Source organism: Paraburkholderia sp. BL17N1, from assembly GCF_003634175.1.
GTDB lineage: Bacteria > Pseudomonadota > Gammaproteobacteria > Burkholderiales > Burkholderiaceae > Paraburkholderia.
This window is the reverse complement of the sequence record NZ_RBIW01000001.1, coordinates 3334902-3361512: the sequence shown is the minus strand read 5'-3', so window position 1 is coordinate 3361512 and position 26611 is coordinate 3334902. Positions and strand designations below refer to the sequence as shown.

General features: G+C 63.4%; 25 protein-coding genes. 13 read left to right on the top strand and 12 right to left on the bottom strand.

The window, feature by feature from the left end; translation table 11 throughout:
* Position 1: 1 nt before the first annotated feature.
* Both B0G82_RS15200 and B0G82_RS15195 read right to left on the bottom strand, forming a co-directional pair.
* Entirely contained in the window at positions 2-1333 is a 1332-nt protein-coding gene (locus tag B0G82_RS15200) for a homoserine dehydrogenase (RefSeq protein ID WP_106283563.1), read from the bottom strand.
* Between the two features lie 98 nt (positions 1334-1431).
* Complete coding sequence (locus tag B0G82_RS15195) at positions 1432-2682, bottom strand: pyridoxal phosphate-dependent aminotransferase (protein ID WP_106283651.1); 1251 nt, start codon at positions 2680-2682, stop codon at positions 1432-1434.
* A 403-nt stretch (positions 2683-3085) separates the two neighbouring features.
* On the opposite strand from B0G82_RS15195, the gene B0G82_RS15190 reads away from it, so the two are divergent.
* The 12 genes from B0G82_RS15190 to B0G82_RS15130 all read left to right on the top strand — a co-directional run bounded on the left by B0G82_RS15190 (position 3086) and on the right by B0G82_RS15130 (position 16742).
* Positions 3086-3460, top strand: a complete 375-nt coding sequence (locus B0G82_RS15190; RefSeq protein WP_116116829.1) for an Mth938-like domain-containing protein — start codon at positions 3086-3088, stop codon at positions 3458-3460.
* Positions 3461-3866: 406 nt separating this feature from the next.
* On the top strand, positions 3867-5618 hold the full coding sequence (locus B0G82_RS15185; RefSeq protein WP_121307833.1) for a glycosyltransferase family 39 protein: 1752 nt from the start codon (positions 3867-3869) through the stop codon (positions 5616-5618).
* 25 nt (positions 5619-5643) lie between these two features.
* A complete protein-coding gene (locus B0G82_RS15180; RefSeq protein WP_106283566.1) occupies positions 5644-6015 on the top strand; it encodes an SMR family transporter in 372 nt (123 codons plus the stop codon).
* Positions 6016-6263: 248 nt separating this feature from the next.
* Positions 6264-7415, top strand: coding sequence for a DegT/DnrJ/EryC1/StrS aminotransferase family protein (locus tag B0G82_RS15175; protein ID WP_121308712.1), 1152 nt, complete (start codon positions 6264-6266; stop codon positions 7413-7415).
* A 6-nt stretch (positions 7416-7421) separates the two neighbouring features.
* A complete protein-coding gene (locus B0G82_RS15170) occupies positions 7422-8474 on the top strand; it encodes a glycosyltransferase (protein WP_116116826.1) in 1053 nt (350 codons plus the stop codon).
* Positions 8471-9406 carry a formyltransferase gene (locus B0G82_RS15165; protein WP_121307832.1) on the top strand — a complete coding sequence of 312 codons (936 nt, stop codon included), beginning with the start codon at positions 8471-8473 and terminating at the stop codon, positions 9404-9406. Before B0G82_RS15170 ends, B0G82_RS15165 begins: the two co-directional genes overlap by 4 nt.
* On the top strand, positions 9403-10449 hold the full coding sequence (locus B0G82_RS15160; protein ID WP_012432812.1) for a bifunctional UDP-4-keto-pentose/UDP-xylose synthase: 1047 nt from the start codon (positions 9403-9405) through the stop codon (positions 10447-10449). The genes B0G82_RS15165 and B0G82_RS15160 overlap by 4 nt, the downstream gene beginning before the upstream one ends.
* A 10-nt stretch (positions 10450-10459) precedes the next feature.
* Entirely contained in the window at positions 10460-11353 is an 894-nt protein-coding gene (locus B0G82_RS15155; RefSeq protein WP_121307831.1) for a polysaccharide deacetylase family protein, read from the top strand.
* 142 nt (positions 11354-11495) lie between these two features.
* On the top strand, positions 11496-11957 hold the full coding sequence (locus tag B0G82_RS15150; RefSeq protein WP_073426815.1) for a peroxiredoxin: 462 nt from the start codon (positions 11496-11498) through the stop codon (positions 11955-11957).
* A gap of 353 nt (positions 11958-12310) precedes the next feature.
* Positions 12311-14161 carry a PhoH family protein gene (locus tag B0G82_RS15140; RefSeq protein WP_121307830.1) on the top strand — a complete coding sequence of 617 codons (1851 nt, stop codon included), beginning with the start codon at positions 12311-12313 and terminating at the stop codon, positions 14159-14161.
* 205 nt (positions 14162-14366) lie between these two features.
* Positions 14367-15593, top strand: coding sequence for a C40 family peptidase (locus tag B0G82_RS15135; RefSeq protein ID WP_121307829.1), 1227 nt, complete (start codon positions 14367-14369; stop codon positions 15591-15593).
* 342 nt (positions 15594-15935) lie between these two features.
* The gene (locus B0G82_RS15130) at positions 15936-16742 is read left to right on the top strand and encodes an SDR family oxidoreductase (RefSeq protein WP_121308711.1); all 807 of its coding nucleotides are present in this window, start codon (positions 15936-15938) and stop codon (positions 16740-16742) included.
* Between the two features lie 59 nt (positions 16743-16801).
* Here B0G82_RS15130 and B0G82_RS15125 read toward each other — a convergent pair whose 3' ends face one another.
* The 10 genes from B0G82_RS15125 to B0G82_RS15080 form a co-directional block, all read right to left on the bottom strand.
* Entirely contained in the window at positions 16802-17812 is a 1011-nt protein-coding gene (locus B0G82_RS15125) for an inorganic phosphate transporter (protein WP_121307828.1), read from the bottom strand.
* On the bottom strand, positions 17812-18438 hold the full coding sequence (locus B0G82_RS15120) for a DUF47 domain-containing protein (RefSeq protein WP_012432805.1): 627 nt from the start codon (positions 18436-18438) through the stop codon (positions 17812-17814). Before B0G82_RS15120 ends, B0G82_RS15125 begins: the two co-directional genes overlap by 1 nt.
* Before the next feature lie 138 nt (positions 18439-18576).
* Positions 18577-19962, bottom strand: a complete 1386-nt coding sequence (locus tag B0G82_RS15115) for a replicative DNA helicase (RefSeq protein ID WP_074763850.1) — start codon at positions 19960-19962, stop codon at positions 18577-18579.
* Positions 19963-20094: 132 nt separating this feature from the next.
* Positions 20095-20547, bottom strand: a complete 453-nt coding sequence (rplI, locus tag B0G82_RS15110; protein ID WP_106283575.1) for a 50S ribosomal protein L9 — start codon at positions 20545-20547, stop codon at positions 20095-20097.
* Between the two features lie 27 nt (positions 20548-20574).
* Entirely contained in the window at positions 20575-20850 is a 276-nt protein-coding gene (rpsR, locus tag B0G82_RS15105; RefSeq protein ID WP_007182109.1) for a 30S ribosomal protein S18, read from the bottom strand.
* A gap of 2 nt (positions 20851-20852) precedes the next feature.
* Positions 20853-21152, bottom strand: coding sequence for a primosomal replication protein N (priB, locus tag B0G82_RS15100; protein WP_035550556.1), 300 nt, complete (start codon positions 21150-21152; stop codon positions 20853-20855).
* Positions 21153-21203: 51 nt separating this feature from the next.
* The gene (rpsF, locus tag B0G82_RS15095; protein ID WP_006048823.1) at positions 21204-21578 is read right to left on the bottom strand and encodes a 30S ribosomal protein S6; all 375 of its coding nucleotides are present in this window, start codon (positions 21576-21578) and stop codon (positions 21204-21206) included.
* 289 nt (positions 21579-21867) lie between these two features.
* Complete coding sequence (locus B0G82_RS15090; RefSeq protein ID WP_121307827.1) at positions 21868-22809, bottom strand: zf-HC2 domain-containing protein; 942 nt, start codon at positions 22807-22809, stop codon at positions 21868-21870.
* Entirely contained in the window at positions 22799-23551 is a 753-nt protein-coding gene (locus B0G82_RS15085) for an RNA polymerase sigma factor (RefSeq protein WP_241974591.1), read from the bottom strand. Before B0G82_RS15085 ends, B0G82_RS15090 begins: the two co-directional genes overlap by 11 nt.
* A 135-nt stretch (positions 23552-23686) precedes the next feature.
* Positions 23687-24601 (bottom strand): LysR family transcriptional regulator, encoded by a 915-nt coding sequence (locus tag B0G82_RS15080; RefSeq protein WP_012432799.1) that lies wholly within the window; start codon positions 24599-24601, stop codon positions 23687-23689.
* 163 nt (positions 24602-24764) lie between these two features.
* On the opposite strand from B0G82_RS15080, the gene gcl reads away from it, so the two are divergent.
* The gene (gcl, locus tag B0G82_RS15075) at positions 24765-26540 is read left to right on the top strand and encodes a glyoxylate carboligase (protein ID WP_106283578.1); all 1776 of its coding nucleotides are present in this window, start codon (positions 24765-24767) and stop codon (positions 26538-26540) included.
* Positions 26541-26611 lie beyond the last annotated feature (71 nt).

Here is a 26611-nt window from a genome sequence, read left to right as displayed (position 1 = left end):
CCTAGTTCAGCGCTTCCATGCGCAGCTTCGTGACTTGCGAGACAACGGTCTTCAGCGCTTCGATCGTTTTGATCGCGGCGTTGACGTTCTTCTCGACCGTTTCGTGCGTAATCAGGATGATGTCGGTTTCGCCCTTGCCGTTCGCGTCGACCTGCTCCGATTCCTTCTGCAGCAGCGCGTCGATCGAAATGCCGGTGTCGGCCAGAATGCGCGTGATGTCGGCCAGCACGCCGGTTACGTCCGCCACTCGCAAACGCAGGTAGTAGCCGCTCGTGACTTCGTCGATCGGCAGGATGGGGGTGCTCGACAGGCTGTCCGGCTGGAACGCCAGATGCGGCACGCGATGCTCCGGGTCGGCCGTGTGCAGACGCGTCACGTCGACCAGATCGGCCACTACGGCGGAAGCGGTGGGCTCGGCGCCCGCGCCCTTGCCGTAGTAAAGCGTGGTGCCGACCGCGTCGCCGTGCACGACGACCGCGTTCATCGCGCCTTCCACGTTCGCCAGCAGGCGCTTTTCCGGAATCAGCGTGGGATGCACGCGCAATTCGATGCCTTTATCTGTACGACGCGTGATGCCGAGCAGCTTGATACGGTAGCCGAGTTCCTCGGCGTATTTGATGTCGATCGCCGCCAGCTTGCTGATGCCTTCGACGTAAGCCTTGTCGAACTGCACCGGCACGCCGAACGCGATCGCGCTCATGATGGTCGCCTTGTGCGCGGCGTCCACGCCTTCGATGTCGAAGGTCGGGTCGGCTTCGGCGTAACCCAGTTCTTGTGCGGCTTTCAGCGCGGTCGCGAAATCGAGCCCACGGTCGCGCATCTCCGAAAGGATGTAGTTCGTGGTGCCGTTGATGATGCCCGCGATGTACTGGATGCGATTGGCCGTCAGCCCTTCGCGCAGCGCCTTGATGATCGGAATGCCGCCCGCCACCGCCGCCTCGAACGACACCATCACGCCGTTGGCGCGCGCCGCTTCGAAAATCTCCGTGCCGTGCACCGCGAGCAGCGCCTTGTTGGCCGTGACCACGTGCTTGCGGTTCTTGATCGCGCGCAGAACGAGCTCGCGCGCCACGCCTGTGCCACCGATCATTTCGGCCACGATATCGATCGACGGGTCGTCGACCACCGCGTTGAAGTCATCGGTCAGCGCCACGGTGCTGGCTTCGCTGCCGAGCGCCGCGGTCGCCTTGGCGGGATTGCGTACGGCAATGCGCGCAATCTCGATGCCGCGGCCCGCGCGGCGTTTGATTTCTTCCTGATTGCGGCGCAGTACCGTGAAGGTGCCGCTGCCTACCGTGCCGAAGCCCAGCAGTCCAACTTTGATCGGTTCCATGCAGCGTGTGTTTTCGAGTAGATGATTAAAAGGGAAACGGGTGGCGCCCGGCGGACGGCGCGACGCGGTGGGAGCCGCGTCGTATGCTCTATTGTGCGCTAGGCAGAGTGACGCTTGCGGTAACCGTCGAGGAAGCGCGCAATGCGGTTGATCGAATCCGCGAGATCGTCCACGTTCGGCAGGAACACGACGCGGAAGTGATCCGGCGTCGGCCAGTTGAAGCCGGTGCCCTGCACGAGCAGCACACGCTCTTCCAGCAGAAGGTCGAGGATGAACTGCTGGTCGTCCTGGATCGGATAAATCTTCGGGTCCAGACGCGGGAACATGTACAGCGCCGCTTCGGGCTTCACGCAGCTCACGCCGGGGATCGCCGTCAACATGTCATACGCGAGTTCACGCTGTTTGTACAGGCGCCCGCTCGGCACGATCAGGTCGTTGATGCTCTGATAGCCGCCGAGCGCGGTCTGGATCGCGTACTGGCCGGGCACGTTCGGGCACAGGCGCATGGACGCCAGAATGCCGAGCCCTTCGAAGTAGTCTTTGGCGTGACGGCGATTCTCGCCGGCGGTCAGGCCGGAGATGAACATCCAGCCGGCGCGGTAACCGCACGAGCGGTAGCTTTTCGACAAGCTGTTGAAGGTGACCGTGAGCACGTCTTCGGAGAGCGCCGCCATCGACGTGTGCTTCTTGCCGTCGTAGACGATCTTGTCGTAGACCTCGTCGGCGAAGATCACGAGGCCGTGCTGGCGGGCAATCTCGATCAGGCCGAGCAGCAGTTCGTCCGAATACAGCGCACCGGTCGGGTTGTTCGGGTTGATGACCACGAGCGCGCGCGTGTTCGGGGTGATTTTCGCGCGAATGTCGTCGAGGTCGGGCATCCAGCTATTCGACTCGTCGCAGATATAGTGCACCGGCGTGCCGCCCGACAGGCTCACGCCGGCGGTCCACAGCGGGTAATCGGGCGCGGGCAGCAGCACTTCGTCGCCGTCGTTGAGCAGACCTTGCAGCGCCATCACGATCAGCTCGGAGGCGCCGTTGCCGATGTAGATGTCGTCCAGTTCGACGCCGTGCACGCCCTTTTGCTGCGTGTAATGCATGATCGCCTTGCGCGCGGCGAACACACCCTTGGAATCGGAGTAACCCGACGAGCCCGGCAGGTTCAGGATCATGTCCTGAATGATTTCGTCCGGCGCGTCGAAGCCGAACGGCGCGAGATTGCCGATGTTCAGCTTGATGATACGGTGGCCCTCTTCTTCGAGCCGCTTCGCGTGTTCGAGGACGGGCCCGCGAATGTCGTAGCAGACATTCAACAACTTGTTGGATTTGAGAATCGGTTTCACGGCGGGCACTTCATCCTGGTTGATGGCGGGGGCGAACAGGCGTGCGTTCCTCAGGCGCACCGGCGCTCAATGGCACCGGAGCGGCGGCGAGAAGAACCACACAGACAATTGCAGACGAAAGCGGCCGAAAGCGGGCAAAACCAGGCGGGTAGCCGGTGGGCCGCACCCGTGGACTCCGCGCGGCTTGTGGCGGCACATGAGCGAGGGGCGCCGCAAGGCGGCTAAAAAGTTATAATTTAGCGGATTTTGGCCGACTTCCGCAATGCACCAACCGCAACGGCGAGCTTTTCGGCCGCTTCTGTCCCGCTAGTACACCATGCGCGTGTCGCACTCGCGTCGAATCGCCTGGCTCCGCTGCATCGGTCAGGCCGGCCACACGCATGATGTCTCACGACGACTTCGGAAAACCAATTTGAAACTACATCAGGATTCGAGCGGCGCCCTCAACACCGTGACCGGCTACGGCGCCGACTATGTCGAAATCAATCTGGTGCGCCACTCGGGCAGCATTCTCGTGCTGCCGGACGCGCCGGTCATTGCTTGGCCCGTCTCCTCTTTCGAGCAGCTGAGCGCAGAGCACTTCGCCATGCTGGTCGACTCCGCGCCCGAAGTGGTCGTGTTCGGAAGCGGCGAACGGCTGCGCTTTCCGCATCCGCGCCTGACCGCCGCGCTCACCGCGAAGCGCATCGGCGTGGAGACGATGGACTTCAAAGCCGCCTGCCGCACCTACAACATTCTGATGGCCGAGGGCCGCAAGGTCGCGGCCGCGCTGCTGATCGAGGCCTAGAGCCCAAGCGGCGCCGGCCTCGTGCGCGTGTTTGCGATGCGCATACGAGGCCGCTGCGCGTCCGTATCGGAAGCATCGGCGCCGCCGGGCCGAACTGCGCGCCCTGGCCGAGTCACGGCCGATCACGTACACTGCGCGCCATTGATTGCTGGAACGGCAGCCTTGGCACGCCCGCCCGAGCCGAGAAGGATCTGTCGACGGGAGGTGCCGCCGCGCCGCCGTCGAAGCTGACGGCGCGTGCCAAGGCAACCAGAACGCGGCGCGGACAGTCTCATGCTCGCACGCCCCGGCAGTGGCCGTCTGGCAAAGCGCCGGCCGCTCCGCTAACAGCCGCGCCCGACCGGTCGCCATTTCCAAACAACACCGCTTCGCCGCCTGCGCGGCGTCGCCACAAAGGTTGAAATCCATGAACGATACGCCGACGAGGCTACCGCTCAACCGCACTACGATTCTGCTGCTGGTGCTGGCCCTTGCCGTGATCTGGTTCGTGCCGCTCGGCTGGCGCCATCTGCTGCCTAGCGACGAAGGCCGCTACGCCGAAATGGCGCGCGAAATGTTCGTCACCGGCGACTGGATCACGCCGCGCTACAACGGCTACAAATATTTCGAGAAACCGCCGCTGCAAACCTGGGCGAACGCGCTCACGTTCGCGTGGTTCGGCGTCGGCGAATGGCAGGCGCGGCTCTATACGGCACTGACGGGCTTTGCCGGCGTGCTGCTGGTCGGCTTTACCGGCGCGCGCGTGTTCAACGCGGCGACTGGCGTGTTCGCGGCGATCGTGCTGGCAACGTCGCCGTACTGGAACCTGATGGGCCACTTCAACACGCTCGACATGGGCCTGTCGTTCTGGATGGAGCTGACGCTGTGCGCGCTGCTGCTCGCGCAGCGCCCCAACCTGCCGACCGGCAGCGTGCGCGGCTGGATGTGGGTGTGCTGGGGTTCGATGGCGCTGGCCGTGCTGTCCAAAGGCCTTGTCGGCGTGATCCTGCCGGGCGCGGTGCTCGTGCTGTACACGGTGATCGCGCGCGACTGGGCCGTATGGAAGCGCCTGCATCTGATCGGCGGCCTGATCGTGTTCTTCGCGATCGTCACGCCGTGGTTCGTGCTCGTGCAGCAGCGCAATCCGGAGTTCCTGAACTTCTTCTTCATCGTTCAGCAGTTCAAGCGCTATCTGACGCCTGAGCAGAACCGTCCGGGGCCGTTCTACTACTTCGTGCCGGTGCTGATCGTGGGCTTTCTGCCGTGGCTTTCGGTCACGCTGCAGAGCGTGCGCCATGCGTGGCGCCTGCCGCGCCAGCCGAACGGCTTCGCACCGGTCACGCTGATGCTGACGTGGACCGTCTTCATCTTCCTGTTCTTCAGCGCGTCGCACTCGAAGCTGCTGTCCTACACGCTGCCGATCGCCCCGCCGATCGCGCTCCTGATCGGCATGTATCTGCCGCTCGTCACGCGCGAGCAGTTGCGCCGCCACCTCGCCGGTTATGCACTTTTTCTCGTAGTCGCCGCATTCGCCGCGCTGTTCATGGCGCGCTTTGGCAGCGCCCGCAATCCGGCCGAGCTGTACGCCGAGTACCGCACGTGGGTGCTGGCGGCGCTGGCCGTCGCCTTCGTGATGACGCTGGCCGCGTTGTGGCTGAACCGCCGCGGCCGGGCCGGCAGCCTCGGCGCCGTCGCCACCTTCGGCGCGGCGTGGCTGCTGCTCGGCACCATCGCCGGCACGGGTCACGACGTGTTCGGGCGCCTGAGCTCCGGCGCGCCGCTCGCGCCGGCGATCAAGACCGAGATCGCGAAGCTGCCGGCGGATACGCCCTTCTACTCGGTCGGCGTACTCGACCACACCATGCCGTTCTATGTCGACCACACCATGATCATGGTCGAGCACCCTGACGAACTCGCGTTCGGCGTGTCCGTCGAGCCGCAGAAATGGATTCCCTCCATCGATGCCTGGGTCGAGCGCTGGAAGTCCGACCGCTATGCGCTTGCCCTGATCCCGCCGGGCACCTACGACCGTCTCCTCAAGGAAGGCCTGCCGATGCGGGTGATCGCGCGCGACTCGCGCCGCGTGGTGGTGGAAAAGCCGACGGCCATGCCCACGGCGGCCGGCGCGGCCGACGCCGAAGCGCCTGCGTCGACGCCGGTAGAAAAAGCACAACAATGACCCCATATCAGGATCTAACCGTTCGATGAACCCGATTTCCCTCTTTTGCATTCTTGCAGGCGTCACGTTGAACGCCGGTGCGCAGTTGCTGCTCAAAGCCGGCACGAATGCCGTTGGACACTTCGAATTCACCCGTGCGAACATCCTGCCCATCGCCTTTCGCCTGGCAACGCAGCCGCCGATCATCGGCGGCCTGGCCTGTTATGTGATCAGCGTGGCAGTGTGGGTCATCGGGCTGTCGCGGGTGGACGTGTCGATCGCCTATCCGATGCTGTCGCTCGGCTACATCGTCAATGCGTTCGCGGCGTGGTACCTGTTCGGCGAAGTGCTGTCGGTACAGAAGCTGATCGGCATCGGCATCATCCTGGTCGGCGTGGTGGTGCTGGCGCGCAGCTAGGCGCCACTGTCCGGGGCAAGGTGTGCAGGACACAATTTATTACTGTTTATCGCAGGCGCAGACCGGGAAGGTCTAGACGGCAAAAGATACCGTAAGCGGACAGCCCCACCGATTAAGGAATCCGTAAGGTTGACCACGGTATGCTGCGCGGTTGCGCCCTTTTTTGCCGCGGCCCCGGGTTTTGCGCGTAGTGTGTGGTGTCCTGCGCGCCCTGCGGTTTGCGCCTCTTTCAATCGAGCGAAGCATTCATGACCCAGTCAACAGTCCCGTTTTTGCCCTTTGTCAAACCCGAGATCGATGAGGAAACGATCCAGGGCGTCGCCGACGTGCTGCGCTCCGGCTGGATCACCACCGGTCCCCAGAACCAGAAGTTCGAAGCGGCGCTTTCCGAGTTCTGCGGCGGACGTCCGGTGCGCACCTTCAATTCCGGCACGGCAACGCTGGAAATCGGCCTGCGTATCGCCGGCGTGGGCGAAGGCGACGAAGTCATCACCACACCCGCCTCGTGGGTGTCGACGAGCAACGTGATTTATGAAGTCGGCGCGACGCCGGTGTTCGCCGACATCGACCCGGTCACGCGCAACATCGACCTCGACCTGCTGGAAAAAGCCATCACACCGCGCACCAAGGCGCTGATTCCGGTGTACCTGTCGGGCCTGCCGGTCGACATGGACCGTCTTTACGCAATCGCCCGCGCGCACAAACTGCGCGTGATCGAAGACGCCGCCCAAGCGTTCGGCTCGACATGGAACGGCGAGCGCATCGGCAAGCTGGGCGACATGGTTTCGTTCAGCTTTCATGCGAACAAGAACCTCACGTCGATCGAGGGCGGCGCGCTGGTGCTGAACAGCGAGGAAGAAGCGATCCTCGCCCAGAAGTACCGGCTGCAAGGCATCACGCGCACCGGCTTCGACGGCATGGACTGCGACGTGCTGGGCGGCAAGTACAACCTGACAGACGTCGCCGCGCGCGTCGGCCTCGGCCAGCTGCCGCATCTGGAGCGCTTCCTCGCGCAACGCAGGAAGCTCGTGCGCGCGTATTTCGCGGGTCTCGAAGGCGGCGCGGCGCTCAAACTGGGAGTCGGCCTGCCGTTTGCTGACTATAAAAACAGCAACTGGCACATGTTCCAGATCACGCTGCCGCTCGACAGACTGTCGATCGACCGCGCCGGCTTCATGGGTGAGTTGAAAGAACGTGGCATCGGTTCGGGCGTGCACTACCCGGCGATCCACCTGTTCTCGCTGTATCGCGCGCGTGGCTTCAAGGAAGGCATGTTCCCGCATGCGGAGAAGTTCGGCGCGACCAACGTCACGCTACCGCTCTTCACGTTGATGAACGAAGGCGACGTGGAGCGCGTGTGCCGCGCGGTCAATGAAATTTGCGAACAATACGGAAAATAAGCGGAAATGATTTATTCGGAACATCGCGCTGCAGCGTCGGATACGCCGGAAGTGTCGGTCATCATCCCGGTGTACAACGAGGAAGCCGGTCTGGCCGCGCTGTTCGCGCGCCTGTATCCGGCGCTCGACGCGCTCGGCGCCGGTTATGAAGTGATCTTCATCAACGACGGCAGCCGCGACAAATCCGCCGCCCTGCTCGCCGAACAGTTCCGCGCGCGCCCCGACACGACCCGCGTGATCCTGCTGAACGGCAACTACGGCCAGCACATGGCGATTCTGGCGGGCTTCGAGCAATCGCGCGGCGAGATCGTCATCACGCTCGACGCCGACCTGCAGAATCCGCCGGAAGAAATCGGCAAGCTGGTCAACAAGATGCGCGAAGGCTACGACTACGTCGGCACGATTCGCCTGCAGCGCCAGGACAGCCTGTGGCGCCGCAAGGCCTCGCGCGTGATGAACCGGCTGCGTGAGCGCATCACCCGCATCAAGATGACGGATCAGGGCTGCATGCTGCGCGCGTACAGCCGGCACATTGTCGACACGATCAATCGCTGCGGCGAAATCAACACGTTCATTCCGGCGCTCGCCTACACCTTCGCGCAGAATCCGGTCGAAATCGAGGTCGCGCACGAAGAGCGTTTTGCCGGCGAATCGAAGTACTCGCTGTACTCGCTGATCCGCCTGAACTTCGACCTCGTGACCGGCTTTTCGGTCGTGCCGCTGCAATGGCTGTCGTTCATCGGCGTGATTCTGTCGCTCGGCTCCGCGGCGCTGTTCGTGCTGCTGCTGATTCGGCGCTTCATTATCGGCGCGGAAGTGCAAGGTGTGTTCACGCTGTTCGCTATCACCTTCTTCCTGCTCGGCGTGATCATCTTCGCGCTCGGCCTGCTCGGCGAATATATTGGCCGGATCTATCAGCAGGTGCGCGCGCGTCCGCGCTATCTCGTGCAGACCATTCTCGAACAGCGCGACGGCACGACCGTGACCGAAGCGCCGCGCCAGACCGTCGTGCAGGCCGTGCAGGCCGCGCCGCTCCTCGATCAGGGCCCGACTCCATGAAGCCACGCGCCGTCGTATTCGCCTATCACAACGTCGGCGTGCGCTGTCTGCAGGTGCTGCTCGCGCGCGGCGTGGACGTGGCGCTCGTCGTCACGCACGAAGACAGCCCGAGCGAAAACATCTGGTTCGGCAGCGTCGCCTCGGTCGCGGCCGAGCACGGCATTCCGGTCGTCACGCCGAACGATCCGAAGAGTGCCGAGCTGCGCGCCGCGGTAAGCGCCGCGCGCCCGGACTTCATCTTCTCGTTCTACTACCGCCACATGCTGCCGGTCGACGTACTGGCGCTCGCCGCACGGGGCGCTTACAACATGCATGGCTCGCTGCTGCCGAAATACCGCGGCCGCGTGCCGACCAATTGGGCGGTGATTCACGGCGAAACGGAAACCGGCGCGACGCTGCACGAAATGGCCGCCAAGCCGGACGCGGGCGCGATCCTCGCGCAAACGCCGGTGCCGATCCTGCCCGACGACACCGCCGCGCAAGTGTTCGACAAAGTCACCGTGGCCGCCGAACAAACGCTGTGGCGCGTGCTGCCGTCCCTGCTGGCGGGCGAGGCGCCGCGTCTGCCGAACGACCTCGCGCACGGCAGCTACTACGGCGGCCGCAAGCCGGAAGACGGCCGCATCGACTGGACGCAAACGGCGCAGCAGGTCTACAACCTGATCCGCGCGGTCGCACCGCCCTACCCGGGCGCTTTCACGGACCTCGGCGGGCGGCGTTTCATCGTCGCGCGCGCGCGCCTCTCCGCGCCCGGCGCGCTTCGCTCGGATTTGCCCCCGGGCCTGCACGTAAGCGATAATGCCGTTTTCGCGATATGCGGCGACGGCCGCGCGATCGCCATCCACGAATTGCGGCACCAGCACGACGGCAGCGAGACTGTCGTCACTCCGGCCGAATTTGCCCAGCTCATCCAAACTCCCCGCCATCAATGAAAAAAGTCCTGATCCTGGGTGTGAACGGCTTCATTGGCCATCACCTGTCCAAGCGCATTCTCGAAACGACCGATTGGGAAGTGTTCGGGATGGACATGCAGACCGAACGTCTGGGCGACCTCATCAATCATGAACGGATGCACTTCTTTGAAGGCGACATCACGATCAATAAGGAGTGGGTCGAATATCACGTCAAGAAGTGCGATGTGATCCTGCCGCTGGTCGCGATCGCCACGCCCGCCACGTACGTGAAGCAGCCGTTGCGCGTGTTCGAACTGGATTTCGAGGCGAACCTGCCGATCGTGCGTTCGGCCGTCAAGTACGGCAAGCACCTCGTGTTTCCGTCCACGTCCGAGGTCTACGGCATGTGCACGGACGAGCAGTTCGACCCGGAAGAATCGCAACTGTCGTACGGACCGATCAACAAGCCGCGCTGGATCTACGCCTGCTCCAAGCAGTTGATGGACCGTGTGATCTGGGGTTACGGCATGGAAGGCCTGAACTTCACGCTGTTCCGTCCGTTCAACTGGATCGGCCCGGGCCTCGATTCGATCTACACGCCGAAGGAAGGCAGTTCGCGCGTGGTCACGCAGTTCCTCGGCCATATCGTGCGCGGCGAGAACATCAGCCTGGTGGACGGCGGCGCGCAAAAACGTGCGTTCACGGATATCGACGACGGCATCGGCGCGCTGATGAAGATCATCGAGAATAAAGACGGTGTCGCCACGGGCAAGATCTACAACATCGGCAACCCGACCAACAATTTCTCGGTGCGTGAACTCGCGCACAAGATGCTGACGCTCGCCGCGGAATTCCCGGAATACGCGGACACGGCCAAGCAGGTGCAACTGGTCGAGACCTCGTCGGGCGCGTACTACGGCGCGGGCTACCAGGACGTGCAGAACCGCGTACCGAAGATCGACAACACCATGCAGGAACTCGACTGGGCGCCGAAGTCGACCTTCGACGAAGCGCTGCGCAAGATTTTCGAAGCGTATCGCGGCCACGTCGGCGAAGCGCGCGCGCTCGTCGAACAGCAATAAGGGCTGATCCTTGGCTCGCATCGTCCTGAAGATCGACGTCGACACGCTGCGCGGCACCCGCGAAGGCGTGCCGAACCTCGCGCGCATTTTCGACCGCTTCAAGGCGCGCGCCACTTTCCTCTTCAGCCTCGGGCCCGACCACACCGGTTGGGCAATGCGCCGCGTATTGCGACCGGGCTTTCTGAAGAAGGTGTCGCGCACTTCGGTGGTCGAACACTACGGCATCAAGCAGCTGATGTACGGCGTGCTGCTGCCCGGCCCGGACATCGGCGCCAAGGCGTCGGCGGAAATGCGCGCGATCCATGAAGCCGGCTTCGAATGCGGCATTCATACGTGGGACCACGTGTATTGGCAGGACAACGTGCGCTCGAAAGACCGCGCATGGACTACGGCGCAAATGCAGCAAAGCCATGACCGTTTCGTCGAGGTGTTCGGCGCGCCGCCGGTCACGCATGGCGCGGCAGGCTGGCAAATGAACGGCCATGCGTTCGAACAGATCGACGCCTGGGGCATGCGCTACGCGTCCGACGGACGCGGCCACTCGCCGTATCTGCCGGTGGTCGGCGGGCGCACGCTCTCGCACGTGCAGATGCCCACCACGCTGCCCACGCTCGACGAAGTGCTCGGTGTGGACGGTGTCGAAACGCACAACGTCGCGGCGTGGATGTTGAAGCACACGGAAAACAATCCGCACGACCAGGTGTTCACGCTGCACGCGGAACTCGAAGGGCAAAAGCTCGCGCCGATCTTCGAGCAGCTTCTGGAAGGCTGGCGCGCGCAGGGCCATACCTTCGCGACGATGGGTGATTACTACGCGACGCTAGACCGCAGTACGCTGCCATCGTACCCTGTTACATGGGGCGAAATTCCAGGGCGCTCCGGCGAGTTGATTGTCCAGCCCTGACTGGCCGATCCGCAGCCGGCCCTGACAGACCCGCCGCCGCGCGAGAGCATGCCGCGCGCCGGCCGCCCCTCCCCCAAAGTCTCGATGCCAGGCCGACGCCGCCGCAGTCATCCGGCGCAGGCCATCACAACCGGAGAACCTCGTGCCCATTGCAGTCGACCAACCCATCCCCGACTTCACCGCCCCCGCTACCGGCGGCGAGATCACGCTGTCCAAGCTGCGGGGCAAGAAGGTGGTGCTGTATTTTTATCCGAAGGACAACACGCCGGGCTGCACGACCGAAGGTCTGCAGTTCCGCGATCTGTATCCGAAGTTCAAGAAGGCCGGCGCGGAAATCCTCGGCGTGTCGCGCGACAGCCTGCGCTCGCATGACAACTTCAAGGCAAAGCTCGAATTGCCCTTCCCGCTGATCTCGGACCCTGAAGAAACGCTGTGCGCGCTCTTCAACGTCATCAAAATGAAGAAAATGTATGGCAAAGAGGTACGGGGAATTGAACGCTCCACGTTCCTCATCGACGCTGAAGGCGTGCTGCGCCAGGAGTGGCGCGGCGTGAAAGTGCCGGGCCACGTCGACGATATTCTGGAGGCTGTACAAGCGCTTTGAGGCGCGTTATATTGGGTTGCAATGAGTGCCTGTACACCCCAAATTTTTGCCGCTGCGCCAGACTTGACGGCCGCTTCCCGTTTGCTGGGTTCCGTCGGAGTCGCGAAGTGCAACGCGAGCACTGTAGGCGAGCCGCTTGCCCCGTACGCCGGGGCGGCGGCTTTTTTAATTGCGCGGAGCCGTTCGTTCACTCGGCCACGCGCATCCGTTAAGGAGCCGATCGAAGACCAGGCGAACCGGCATCTCTAGACCGAATGCGCGCCTCCGGGCGCAATCTGCGTGCGCACCCACTGGCACCGGCAGAATGCGACAGGCGGCGCACGATATGTGACCCGATTAATTCGAGGGAAACCATGCCTTTGCCTACCCCCCCCAGCAAGCTCGGCAATCTCCTGCCGCCTGACGAATACAAGGCCAAAGCCGCCAGCCCGGCGCGCTCGGTCGCGAAGAAACAGGCGGTCGTTGGGGAATCCGCAGAGTCGGCCGACTACGGCCGCGCGAACGTCGCCACGCCGATGGCACACGCCGCCAATGCCGCGACCACTTTGCGGCCGGTGCCGGCATCGTCGGCGGCCGCTGTTGCGTCCGCATCCGCTGAACAGGCTGCTCCGGCGCGTGGTCGCAAAACGAAGCAGACCGCCGCACTGCTGCAACCGGTTCCGGCCAGTCGTCCGCAAGCCGAGCCGGCCGCGCAGCCGGTCGTGGCCCGCGCGCCGAGCGCGAAGCAGGCTGAAGCGAGCACGCCCACGGCTGCCGCGCCGGCTACGCGCGGCACCACCAAGAAACGCGGTGCGGGCACCGAGCCGGTTGAAATGCAGAAGCTCTTCGTGCTCGACACGAACGTGCTGATGCATGATCCGAGCTGCCTGTTCCGCTTCGAGGAACACGACGTCTATCTGCCGATGATGACGTTGGAGGAACTCGACAACCACAAGAAAGGCATGTCGGAAGTCGCGCGCAACGCTCGCCAGGTGAGCCGCACGCTCGACGCGCTGGTGGCGAACGCCGGCAATATATCCGACGGCATTTCGCTCGCGCGTCTGGGCAGCCGCGAGGCTTCCGGGCGTCTGTACTTCCAGACCAAGCTCAACGCCATCGAGCCGGTGGAAGGTCTGCCGGAAGGCAAGGCCGACAACCAGATCCTCGGCGTGGTGCGCGCGCTGCAGCGCGACCGGGCGGATCGCCAGGTCGTGCTGGTGTCGAAAGACATCAACATGCGCATCAAGGCGCATGCGCTCGGCCTGCCCGCTGAAGACTACTTCAACGACCAGGTGCTCGAAGACAGCGATCTGCTGTATTCCGGCATCCGCGCGCTGCCGCAGGATTTCTGGACCAAGCACGCGAAGGGCATGGAAAGCTGGCAGGACACCAAGACCGGTACGACGTACTACCGTGTCACGGGTCCGCTGTGCGCCTCGATGCTGGTCAACGAGTTCGTCTATCTGGAGCCGCAGAACGGCGAGCCGGCGTTTCACGCGCTGGTGCGCGAACTGAACGGCAAGACAGCGCTGCTGCAAACCTTGCGCGACTACGGGCACCACAAGAACAACGTTTGGGGCATCACGGCGCGCAATCGCGAGCAGAACTTCGCGCTGAACCTGTTGATGAATCCGGAGATCGACTTCGTCACGCTGCTGGGTCAGGCCGGCACCGGCAAGACGCTGGTCGCGCTCGCCGCCGGTCTCGCGCAGGTGCTGGACGACAAGCGCTACAACGAGATCATCGTGACGCGCGCGACGGTGCCGGTCGGCGAAGACATCGGCTTCCTGCCGGGTACGGAAGAGGAAAAAATGCAACCGTGGATGGGTGCATTCGACGACAACCTCGAAGTCCTGCAGAAAACCGACGACGCAGCCGGCGAATGGGGCCGCGCCGCGACGCAGGAACTGATCCGCTCACGCCTGAAGGTCAAGAGCATGAACTTCATGCGTGGCCGCACGTTCGTGGACAAGTACCTGATCATCGACGAGGCGCAAAACCTGACGCCGAAGCAGATGAAGACGCTGGTCACGCGCGCGGGTCCGGGCACGAAGATCATTTGTCTCGGCAACATCGCGCAGATCGATACGCCTTATCTGACGGAAGGCAGTTCGGGTTTGACGTACGTGGTCGATCGCTTCAAGGGCTGGGCGCACAGCGGGCATGTGACACTGGCGCGCGGCGAGCGTTCGCGCCTTGCGGATTACGCGTCGGAAATTCTCTAAGTTTCAATTAGTTAGCGTTATCTAGAAGCCGCGTCGGGAGTAATCCGGACGCGGCTTTTTTCTTGACTGTACGTTCTCGCCGGGCAACACTTAGCGCACGAACTTCAAGTAATTTGTCAAGAATTCTTGCCGGAGCGAGGTTCCAAGGGCTACCATCCCGACATCGTTCGCCGTTAAACGGGCGTTTACCGCTCTCCTCGTCTTCATGCGCCGACTCGCCTTTTCGCTGCTGACTGTTCTGCTGCTCGCCGCCTGTGCCGGCGCGCCGCAGAAAACGTCGTCGCGCGCGGGCAGTTCGGTCGTGGTGGCGAACGGCGCTTATCATGCTCCGCCGCCCGGCTTTCCGAACTTCGTCGATCACAGCATCGGCCGCGAGGAAATCTCGATTCAGGCGATGAGTCTCGTCGGCATTCCATACCGTTGGGGCGGGAATACGCCGGATAGCGGCTTCGATTGCAGCGGATTGGTTCGCTATGTGGTGTCGCGCGCAGCATCCGTTAATCTGCCGCGCACGACGGCGGATATGAGCGGGCGCGGCGAATCGATCGAACCGGACGAGATCGCGCCGGGCGATCTGATTTTCTTCAATACGACGGGGCGCGCGCATTCGCACGTTGGCATCTATGTGGGCAAGCTGCGCTTCGTCAACGCGCCGTCGACCGGCGGCACGGTGCGGCTCGACTATCTGACCAATCCGTATTGGGCCAAGCGTTTCGACGGGATCCGCCGCGTGGCCGCGCCGGCAGCGACACCGGCGCCATTCGATACGCCGAGTTATCAGGCGGCGGCGCCGCAGCCTGAGCGCGTGGCGCAGACGGCGCCAGCTTATGCGGCGGCTGCGGGTGTGCCGGCGTATGCAGGTAAGGCGGCGACCGTGGCGCCGACGTCGGCGAAGACTGCTTCACAGGCGCCGCCGGTTTATGCCGCTAGCGCGCTGCAACCCCAATCGCCGTCGCAGCAGACAGCCCGCGTCGCGGCAACGTCGCGCGTGCCGTCTCCCTCCGAGACGCAATCGGCAACGACCGCGGCCGCGCCGCAAGCCGATCCGTTCGAACCGCCACCGCCGGGACTGAGCGCGGCGCAGATGCAGGCGCGTGCGGCAGGCGCGGTGTCGCCGACGCCGGTTCCAGCCGCTCAAGCCAGCGCCTATGACGGCATCGCCGGCGCGCCTGCTCAACAACAGGCGGCCGCTTCACGCACGGCACCGCAAATGGCGACCTCCCGTGCGCCCGATCCAATCGACGCCGCCGCCGACGCGTTCGAGCCGCCGCCGCCCGCGTCCGTCGCCGCGCGCCAGGCTCGCCAGGCGCAGCAAGCCGACGACAACGGCGGCGTGCAGATCATGCGGGCTTCGACGGGCGCGCGCGGCATGCCCGCGCCCACGCAAACCAACGACGACCCGATCGCGCGCTTTGCCAACGGCAATTTCTGACGCCGTGATGTGGGTTTGGCGCAAACAGGCGTGGATCGAGCCGCTTTCGTGTCGATACGACGCGATGTAGGCTGCGGCAAGCCAGGGTGCGCGGACCTCACAGCAGCGCGCTCGGCCGTTCAGCGTCACGCGGCGCCCGACAACTCGCACTTGGCGCTTGGAGCCATGCCCAAATCGCGCCGCCTGGCTTAGATATTTCGTTATACAACCGGCCGTCGGCGCACGAACAACAGGTGACGCTCAGTCGTTCACGATCCTCCCCCTCACCACCACCCCACACACGACACCGCCCCCGCTGATCTGCTATCGTCATCGGTATTCTTCCGACAGCGGGTGATGACGATGGATCTCGGGCTCAAAGACAAGGTGGTGTTGATCACAGGCGGCAGCAAGGGAATCGGGTTCGCGTGCGCCCGCGCGTTCGCGCTCGAGGGCGCCAAAGTCGCGATCGTCTCGCGCGATCCCGCCAACCTCGCGCGCGCTTACGAGCAGTTGAAGCAGGAAGGCCTGCACGTGCACCGGACCCGCGCCGACCTGCACGAACCGCACAGCGCCGCCGATATCGTCGAGGAAGTCAGCACCGCAGTCGGCCCGATCGACGTACTGATCAACAGCGCCGGCGCCGCGCGCCGCTATGATCCGGAAACGCTCGACGCCGACGCGTTCCGCGCCACCATGGAAGCGAAATACTTCCCCTACATCTATCCCCAGCAGGAAGTACTGCGCCGCATGGCCGAGCGCGCCAGGTCCGGCAACGGCGGTGAGCCCGGCACGATCGTCAACATTATCGGCATGGGCGGCAAGATCGCGAGCGATATCCATATTGCCGGCGGCGCCGCGAACGCCGCGCTGATGCTCGCCACCGTCGGCCTCGCTCACTATTACGCGCGCTACGGCATCCGCATCAACGCGATCAACCCCGGCGCGACGCTGACCGAGCGTGTCGACGAAGCCGTCAAGCTGGAAGCGACGCAGCAAGGCATCGAGAGCGCGGAAGCGCTCACGCGCGGGCAGGCCAAAGTGCCGCTCGGCCGCTATGCCAAACCGGAGGAAATCGCCGACGTCGCGCTATTTCTGGCGAGCCGCCGCGCGAGCTATGTGACCGGCGCAATCGTCCCGATGGACGGTGCCAGCACGCCGCTCATCTAGACGGCGCGCTACGAATCCGGACAGTTTGATAGCGCGGCGGGCAGCGCCGCCGCGCGGTTTTACAGGAAACGGTGGCCGAGCCACCAGGCGGCGCCGGAGAGCGCCGCGGAAGCCGGGATCGTCAGAATCCACGCCCACACGATATTGCCGGCCACGCCCCAACGCACCGCGCTCAGCTTCTGCGTCGCGCCGACCCCGACGATCGCGCCGGTAATCGTATGCGTGGTGGACACGGGAATGCCGAGCCACGATGCAGTGAACAGCGTGATCGCGCCGCCCGACTCCGCGCAAAAGCCGCCCACGGGCTTGAGCTTGGTGATCTTCTGCCCCATCGTGCGGACAATGCGCCAGCCGCCGAACAGCGTGCCGATGCCCATGGAAAGATAGCAGCCGCCGATCACCCACAGCGGCGGCGCATCCGCGAACGACGACGCATAGCCGGTCGCGATCAGCAGCATCCAGATAATGCCGATGGTTTTCTGCGCGTCGTTGCCGCCGTGCCCGAGGCTGTACAAACCCGCCGACACCAGTTGCAGGCGCCGGAAACGCCGGTCGACCTTGCTCGGCGGCGTGCGGAAGTAGATCCACGACACCGCCAGCATGAAGAACGAGCCGAGCACGAAGCCGAGCAGCGGCGAAATGAAGATGAAGGCCACCGTCTTCATCAGGCCGTCGAAGTTGAGCGAGCCCCAGCCCGACTTGGCGAGCGCGGCGCCCACCAGGCCGCCGATCAGCGCGTGCGAGGAACTCGATGGAATGCCGTAATGCCAGGTGATGATGTTCCAGCCGATCGCGCCGACCAGCGCGCCGAATATCACGTAATGATCGACGATGTTCGGGTCGATCGTGCCCTTGCCGACGGTCGCGGCCACTTTCAGGTGGAACACGAAATACGCGATGACGTTGAAGGCCGCCGCGAAAGCCACGGCCTGCTGCGGCTTCAGCACGCCAGTCGAGACGACCGTGGCGATCGAATTCGCCGCGTCGTGAAAGCCGTTCATGAAGTCGAAAACCAGCGCGACGGCGACCAGGCCGACGACGACCCAGATTGCGAGTTGTATCGATTGCATTATGCGTTTTCCAGCACGATGCCTTCGATGATGTTCGCTACATCCTCACACTTGTCCGTGATCGTTTCGAGCAATTCGTAAATCGCTTTGAGCTTGATCAGGGTCTTGACGTTGTCTTCTTCGCGGAACAGCTTCGACATGGCCGAGCGCAGCACGCGGTCGGCTTCCGATTCCAGACGGTCGATGTCCTCGCAGGCCTTCAGGATCTGGCTGGCCTGCTTCATGTCGGACAGCAGGCTGACGGCAAACTGCACGCGCTCGGAGGTGGCGGTGCAGATGTGCGCCAACTGGCTCGCCTCGGAAGTCACGGCTTGAACGTCGTACAGCGAAATGGCGGTGGCGACGTCTTCCATCAGGTCGAGGATGTCGTCCATCGTGGTGATCAGCTTGTGGATCTCGTCACGGTCGAGCGGCGTGATGAACGTCTTGTGCAGCAGGTCGATGGTTTCGTGCGTGAGCTTGTCAGCGGCCTTCTCGGCTTTCTGCACGTTTTGCTTATGAGTCTCGGCGTCCTGCAGGTTGTCGATCAGCAGCTCGAGTTCGCGGCTTGCCGAGACGATGCACGTTGCGTGCGCATTGAAAATTTCAAAGAACTTGCCCTCGGTGGGCATGAATCGACCGAACATTGGGATCCCGAAAATTGGTCACATTATGGCTGACATAAAACCGCCACATTGTACCGTTGCGAGACCCTGGCCGCACTTGTGAAAGCGCCGTTACAACGACGCTGCACTTATGGCTTCACTTCTGCGCGAATTGCGTTTCTAGTCGCTGTAGAAATTTTGCGCGCCCGCAAAATTGTCGAACTTCGTGAATTGACCATGGAACGTGAGCCGAACAGGGCCGATCGGACCGTTCCGCTGTTTGCCGATGATAATTTCGGCCGTGCCCTTGTCCGGGCTGTCCGGGTTATACACTTCGTCGCGGTAAATGAACAGGATCACGTCGGCATCCTGTTCGATAGCGCCGGATTCGCGCAAGTCGGACATGATTGGCCGCTTGTTCGGGCGCTGTTCAAGGCCGCGGTTGAGCTGCGACAAGGCGATCACCGGTACGTCGAGCTCCTTGGCGAGACTCTTCAGCGAACGCGAGATTTCCGAGATTTCGGTCGCGCGGTTTTCACCTGACGACGACCCGCTCATGAGCTGCAAATAGTCGATGATAATCAGCCCCAGCTTGCCGCACTGGCGCGACAATCGGCGCGCGCGCGAGCGCAATTCCATCGGGTTCAGACCGCCCGTTTCGTCGATGAAAATCTGCGCTTCGCTCATTTTCTGCACAGCGTGCGTAAGCTTCGGCCAATCCTCGTCGGTGAGGCGCCCGGTTCGCATACGGTGCTGATCCAGCCGTCCGACCGAGCCGAGCATACGCATGGTGAGCTGCGAACCCGGCATTTCCATCGAGAACACCGCGACCGGCAAGCCGTACTCGACCGCCACATATTCGCCGATATTCATCGAAAATGCCGTTTTACCCATCGACGGACGACCCGCGACGATGATCAGCTCGCCGCCGTGCATGCCCGAAGTCATGCGGTCCAGATCGACGAAGCCGGTCGGCGTGCCGGTCACGTCGCTCGGATTGGCGGTGTGATAAAGCGTGTCGATCCGCTCGACAACTTGCGTGAGCAGCGGTCCAATTTCGAGGAAACCCTGCGTGCCGCGCGCGCCGTCCTCGGCGATCGAAAAAACCTTCGATTCGGCCTCATCCAGCAACTGCCGGACTTCCTTGCCCTGCGGATTGAAGGCGTCGGCCGAGATTTCATCGGCGACCGAGACTAGCCGGCGCAACACCGCGCGATCGCGTACGATTTCCGCGTAGCGGCGGATGTTGGCCGCGCTCGGCGTGTTCTGCGCGAGCGCGTTCAGATAGGCCAGACCGCCGACCTCTTCCGCCTTGCCCGAGGTGCCGAGCGCCTCGTAGACGGTGATCACGTCGGCCGGGCGCGTGGCCGCGATCAACTTGCCGATGTGCTCGAAGATGATGCGGTGGTCGTAGCGGTAAAAATCGCTCTGCGACAGGAAATCGGCGATGCGGTCCCACGCGGCATTGTCGAGCAGCAGGCCGCCCAGCACCGATTGCTCGGCCTCGATCGAATGCGGCGGGACTTTCAGCGACTCGAGTTGGGGATCTTTGGACGGTGCGTTCATGGAGAGGAATTATCGGGTAATCGAGCGGCCGCGGCGAGCGGGAAAAACAAAAAACAGGCACAAAAAAGGCAGGGGCCGGTTACCCGGCCCCTGCCCTTCGCCAGCAACGTCCTGGCAAATACTACCTGATGCTTAGACGTGTTCGCCGATCACAGCCACCGTCACATCGACCAGGACGTCGGTGTGCAGCGAGATTTGAACTGCGTGCTCGCCAACCAGCTTCAGCGGGCCTTCCGGCAGGCGCACTTGCGCCTTTTCCACTGCGAAGCCTTGCTTGACCAGGGCTTCAGCGATGTCCGCGTTCGTCACCGAACCGAACAGACGGCCGTCGACGCCAGCCTTCTGATTGATCTGAACGGTCGAGCCACCCAGCTTTTCGCCTTGAGCGGTAGCTGCAGCCAGCTTTTCAGCGGCGACTTTTTCCAGTTCTGCGCGACGCACTTCGAATTCAGCCAAAGCTTCTTTCGTTGCACGGCGAGCTTGCTTGTTCGGGATCAGGAAGTTACGTGCGTAACCGTCCTTGACCTTCACGATATCGCCCAGGTTGCCCAGATTGACGACTTTTTCCAGAAGAATAATTTGCATTCGGAGACTCCTTATCGCGTCGTCGGGTTAGGCCTTGTGCTGGTCGGTGTACGGCACCAGCGCGAGGAAACGTGCGCGCTTGATTGCCGTATCCAGCTGGCGTTGATAGTGCGACTTCGTACCCGTGAGACGCGCCGGCGTGATCTTGCCGTTTTCGCCGATGAAGTCCTTCAGCGTTTCGAGGTCTTTGTAGTCGATGTGATCGACGCCAGCGGCCGTGAAACGGCAGAACTTCTTGCGCTTGAAGAGCGGATTTTGTTGCTGACGACGCTTGTCGAATTTCTTACCAGTCGGGCGGGGCATGTTCAGTCCTTTCCAATGTCCTGCAATGCTGTGATGTGAAATACCAGAGTTCTTGCGTTGCGGTGCTTTTTTGCCAGAAAGCCTGTGAAGAGCGTTTCCACGCCCATCTGACAGCTTTCCAGCTTACCGCTCGCCTCGCCTGCGGCTACTGCCTGCATGGTCAGTTCGACTTGCCGGGTAATGCCGGCTTCGACGACTTCCGTGCGGTGGTGCAACGTGCAACCTGCAATCGGAACGCCGGCGGGGGTATATCGCACCGGTTCGCGTTCAACGACGCTGGCCGTCAGTTGCAGCCGATTCATGTAGCCTTCGACGAGAACGACGCTTGGATCTGGTAGCTTAAATAGTGTGTCTTAAGCCTGCGCTTCGGACGGTTGCGTAGCAGCCGACTTCTTGGCTTCTTCGCGCTGCACTTCCTTCATCATCGGCGACGGGCCGGTCTCGGCCTTCTTCATCTTGACGATCAGGTGACGCAGAACAGCGTCGTTGAACTTGAATGCGTGTTCCAGCTCGTCGAGCGTGGTTTGGTCGCATTCGATATTCATGCAGACGTAGTGAGCCTTCGCGAGTTTCTCGATCATGTAGGCCAGTTGGCGACGGCCCCAGTCTTCGATACGGTGGATCTGGCCACCGTGCGAGGTGATCGTGGACTTGTAACGCTCGATCATGGCGGGCACTTGCTCGCTCTGATCCGGGTGCACGATAAATACGATTTCGTAATGACGCATATTCACTCCTTGTGCTGACTTATGGATTAAAGCCACCCGGGCGTCGAACCGGTGTGGCAAGTGAGAAGCCAAAGAGTGTAACCCGATTGGGGCCGGGTTGCAAGATATCCCGTTATTGCGAGGCGCGAATCGGGTGTGTTTTCAAAGGTTTAGGCGCCGGCGCCGCGACGTGGAGACAGTTTCTTGCGCCTGGCGGCCTGAAACGCGCGACGAAACCTGTGGAGCGGCCGCACCCGCAAGCCCCGGCGGCCTGCGGCCCGCCAGGGCCGCCCCGCGCGCCGGTCGCAGTCTACGAGCCAGTTTCCGTGCGCTCGCTGCCGCTTTGCAGACGCGCCTTCAGCGCCACTTCGAGTCCCTTCAGCGCGTCCGGCGCGGCGTCCGAGATCGCCCACCAGGTCATGCCTTCCGCATTCCAGTGCGCAATCGAGTAGCCTTCGCGGCCGAGCGTCGCCGGCGCCGTGCCGCTGGAGGCGGTCTGCGGAAAGACGTACACGTCGATCACATGCTTCTGGTAGCGGTACACCAGCACGGCCACCCGCTGATGCGCGAGGTAATCGAGGCGGCCGCCCTCCAGCGCAAAGCCGTTCGCCGCGAGATCCTCGACCGGCGGCGAATAGTCGAGCCGGCCATTGAACCACGGCTTGACCGTATGCCGGTCCGTCGAAATCACGTCGATGTCACGTCCCGAGACCTGCGCGCGTACGTGACTTTCTATCAACTCGTCGGTAAATGGCCCGAAGTCCGCCGGCCGACGCAGGTTCAGCGCCACGCCAGCCGCCGCCGCGCACAGCGCGAGCACCAGCACCGTCAGCCAGCCGCGCCCGAACACGCCGCCTGAGCCCACCGCGCCACCGCCGACGCCGCCCGTGCCAGCGCCCGTCGGCCAGCCCAAGCCACCCTGCGGCGCACGCATACCAGCCAGCAAACGCTCGAGCCAGCCGCGCCGCGCCTGCGCGCGCGGCGGCGCCTTGACGTTGGCAACCGGCGCCTCGGCCGCCGCAACCGGCTCGTCGACGGACGGCAATCCGGCGATGATCCGCTCGCGCAGCGACTGCGGCGCACGATGGTAAGGGAGCGCGCGCACCGCGCCACTCAAGGCTCGCAGGTTCTCGCTTTCGCGCCGGCAGGCGTCGCAACTCTCGATGTGCTGCTGGACGCGCCGGGCGTCCGGCGCGGGCAATTCGTGATCGGCGTTCGCGTCGAGGAGCGGCCGCGCTTCGTTACAGTCCATCTGGCGTCTCCTGAGCGTTGCCGGCGGCACCGCCGCCGGGTGTGTTGAGCGGCCGGCCATTGGCGGACGCCCGCAATGGGGTCACGCTCGCCGTAGCCGATCTGCCCGGGCCGGCCGCCGCGCACGCCGACGACCGGTGCGAAGCGCTTCCGCCCCCCTGTTTCTCCATGAGCAGCGCGGCAAGCTTGCGACGCCCCCGCGCGAGCCGGGACATCACCGTGCCGATCGGCACGTCGGCCACCGCGGCGATCTCCTTGTAACCCATTTCCTCCAGCTCCCGCAGCATCAGTACTTCCCGATATTCAACAGGCAACTGCGCAAGCGCCTCGTGCACGCGCTTCGTGTCTTCGTCGCGGATCAGGAGCGCCTGCGGATCGGCGCCGCCGACGCTCCAGCCTTCGAACGAGGCGTCGTCCATGGTGTCGTCGAACTCCACCGTCTCATGCGACGACGAACGTCGTCGCCATTCCGTGTACCAGGTGCGTCGCACGATCGCCAGCAGCCAGGGCCGCGCCGAGTCGCCGCGAAACGTGTCGAAGAAGCGGAATGCGCGCATGAACGCTTCCTGCACGACGTCGTCGGCATCGCTCGCATTACCGCACAACCAGCGTGCAAGGTTGTACGCGGCATCGAGGTGCGGCAGCGCCATCTGCTGAAAGCGCCGGCTCCTCGCTGCTTCGGACTCGCCGTGCGCGCGGACAGGTTCTGAATCGGTCTGGACCACCTCGGCCCTCCAGGGCATTGCGGCTATGCGATGTAGCTCGTCGGGACACTCTCTGCAACGGATAACCGGCCATTTGCCGAGTTTATTCCCGGCGCCGCCCGGAATCCGCAAAAAATCCGGCCGAACCGCCAGCGCGCCCGGATGCGGCAGGGCTTAGTAAGCCGGGCGGTTCCAGTAATCCTCGCTGGCGTAGACCTCTTTCAGATAATCGATGAAGTACCGCACCTTCGCCGGCACGTACCGCTGCTGCGGGTAGACGGCGAGAATGTCGTAGTCGGGCAGCGCGAACTCGTCGAGCACGGTTTCCAGCTCGCCGCGCGCCAGCTGCTGCTGGATCTCCCACGTGGAGCGCCAGCCGAGGCCGAGACCTTCCGACACCCAGCGATGCAGCAATTCACCGTCGTTGCAGTCGAGCGTGCCGCCCACCCGCACCGTCGCCAGCTTGCCGTTGCGGCGGAAATACCAGCCGCGGTTCTGTCCGCCTTGCAGATTGAACGCGAGACAGTTGTGCTGCGGCAGGTCTTCGAGCGTTTTCGGCCGGCCGTGCTGGCGAAAATACTCCGGCGTGCCGCACACCACGCGCCGGTTCGACGCCAGCTTGACCGCGACGAAGTTCGGATCGACCGCGCCGCCGATCCGGATCGACAGGTCGTAACCCTCGCGTACCAGATCCACCACCCGGTCGGTCAGATTGAACGACACCTGCAATTCCGGCTTGTCGGCGAGAAACACCGGCGCGAGCGGCGCGACGTGCTTGCGCCCGAACGCCGCCGGCGCCGACACGATCAGATGGCCGTTCACGGCGCGCCGCCCGGCGCTGAGTTCGTTTTCCGCCTGATCCCATTCGGTGAGGAGACCCCGGCAGCGCTCAAGAAACGCGGCGCCGTCTTCGCTGACCACCAGCCGCCGCGTCGATCGGTACATGAGTTTGACGCCGAGGCGCTTTTCCAGCGCGTCGATGCGGCGGCCGAGAATCACCGGCGACACGCCCTCCTCCAGCGCGGCCGCCGCCAGGCTGCCGGCATCCGCGACACGCACGAAGGTTTCGATCTGTTTGAAGCGATCCATCTTTGTCTCCCTGCTGCCAGTCCCGATGCCAGTCCGCGGGCCATTCCATACTTTTTGTTTCGAAATAAGCGACCCGGACTGATCTTATCAAACCTTTAGGTGAGGCCTAAAGTGCACTCAACACTTTTAATTCGCCCATCCCCAAGACATTCAGGAGACATTCATGGCCAAGATGAGAGCCGTCGACGCAGCCGTGCTGGTGCTCGAAAAAGAAGGCATCGACACCGCATTCGGCGTTCCGGGCGCAGCGATCAACCCGTTCTACTCGGCCATGCGCAAGGCAGGCAACATCAGCCACGTGCTGGCCCGCCACGTCGAAGGCGCGTCGCATATGGCCGAAGGCTATACGCGCGCTCAACCGGGCAACATCGGCGTGTGTATCGGCACGTCCGGCCCGGCCGGCACCGACATGATCACCGGTTTGTACTCGGCTCAGGCCGACTCCATTCCTATTCTGGCTATCACGGGCCAGGCGCCGCGCGCGCGTCTGTACAAGGAAGATTTCCAGGCCGTCGATATCGAATCGATCGCCAAGCCCGTCACCAAATGGGCCGTCACCGTGCGTGAACCGGCGCTGGTGCCGCGCGTGTTCCAGCAGGCTTTCCACCTGATGCGCTCGGGCCGTCCGGGTCCGGTGCTGGTCGACCTGCCGATCGACGTGCAACTCGCCGAAATCGAATTCGACATCGACACGTACGAACCGCTGCCGGTCTACAAGCCGAAAGCGACGCGCAAGCAGATCGAAGCTGCGCTCACCTTGCTGAACAACTCGGACAAGCCGCTGATCGTCTCGGGTGGCGGCGTGCTGAACGCGGCCGCGGAAGATCTGCTCGTCGCGTTCGCTGAAACCATCGGCGTGCCGGTGATCCCGACGCTGATGTCGTGGGGCGCGATTCCTGACGACCATCCGCTGATGGCCGGCATGGTCGGCCTGCAAACCTCGCACCGCTACGGCAACGCGACGATGCTCGCCTCCGACTTCGTGCTCGGCATCGGCAACCGCTGGGCGAACCGTCATACGGGCAGCGTCGAGGTCTATACAAAGGGCCGCAAGTTCGTGCACGTCGACATCGAACCGACGCAGATCGGCCGCGTGTTCGGCCCGGATCTGGGCATCGTGTCGGACGCGAAGGCCGCGCTCGAACTGTTCGTCGAAGTGGCAAAGGAATGGAAGGCCGCGGGCAAGCTGAAGGACCGTAGCGCGTGGGTCGCCGACTGCCAGGAACGCAAGCGCACGATGCATCGCAAGACGCACTTCGACAACGTGCCGATGAAGCCGCAGCGCGTCTACGAAGAGATGAACCAGGTGTTCGGCCGCGACACGTGCTACGTGAGCACGATCGGTCTCTCGCAGATCGCCGGCGCGCAGTTCCTGCATGTCTACAAGGCGCGCAACTGGATCAACTGCGGCCAGGCGGGTCCGCTCGGCTGGACGATTCCGGCAGCGCTCGGCGTGCGTGCGGCTGATCCGCAACGTCCGATCGTGGCGCTCTCGGGCGACTACGACTTCCAGTTCATGATCGAAGAGCTGGCTGCCGGCGCGCAATTCAAACTGCCGTATGTTCACGTGGTGGTGAACAACTCATACCTCGGCCTGATCCGCCAGGCACAGCGCGCGTTCGATATGGACTTCTGCGTGCAACTCGGCTTCGAGAACATCAACGCGCCGGAGATGAACGGCTACGGCGTGGATCACGTCGCGGTCGCCGAAGGTCTGGGTTGCAAGGCGATCCGCGTGTTCAAGCCGGAAGAACTGAAGCCCGCGCTGCTGAAGGCGCAATCGATGCTCTCCGAGTTCAACGTGCCGGTGATCGTCGAAGTGATTCTCGAACGTGTGACCAACATCTCGATGGGCACCGAAATCGACGCGATCAACGAGTTCGAAGAACTGGCCACGAAGCGCGAAGACGCACCGACCGCGATCAGCATGCTCGACTGAGTGCGCTGACGCATCGAAACGATGAGCATCACGTGAGCGCGGTTCAGCAACTCCGAACCGCCTCACGAAGT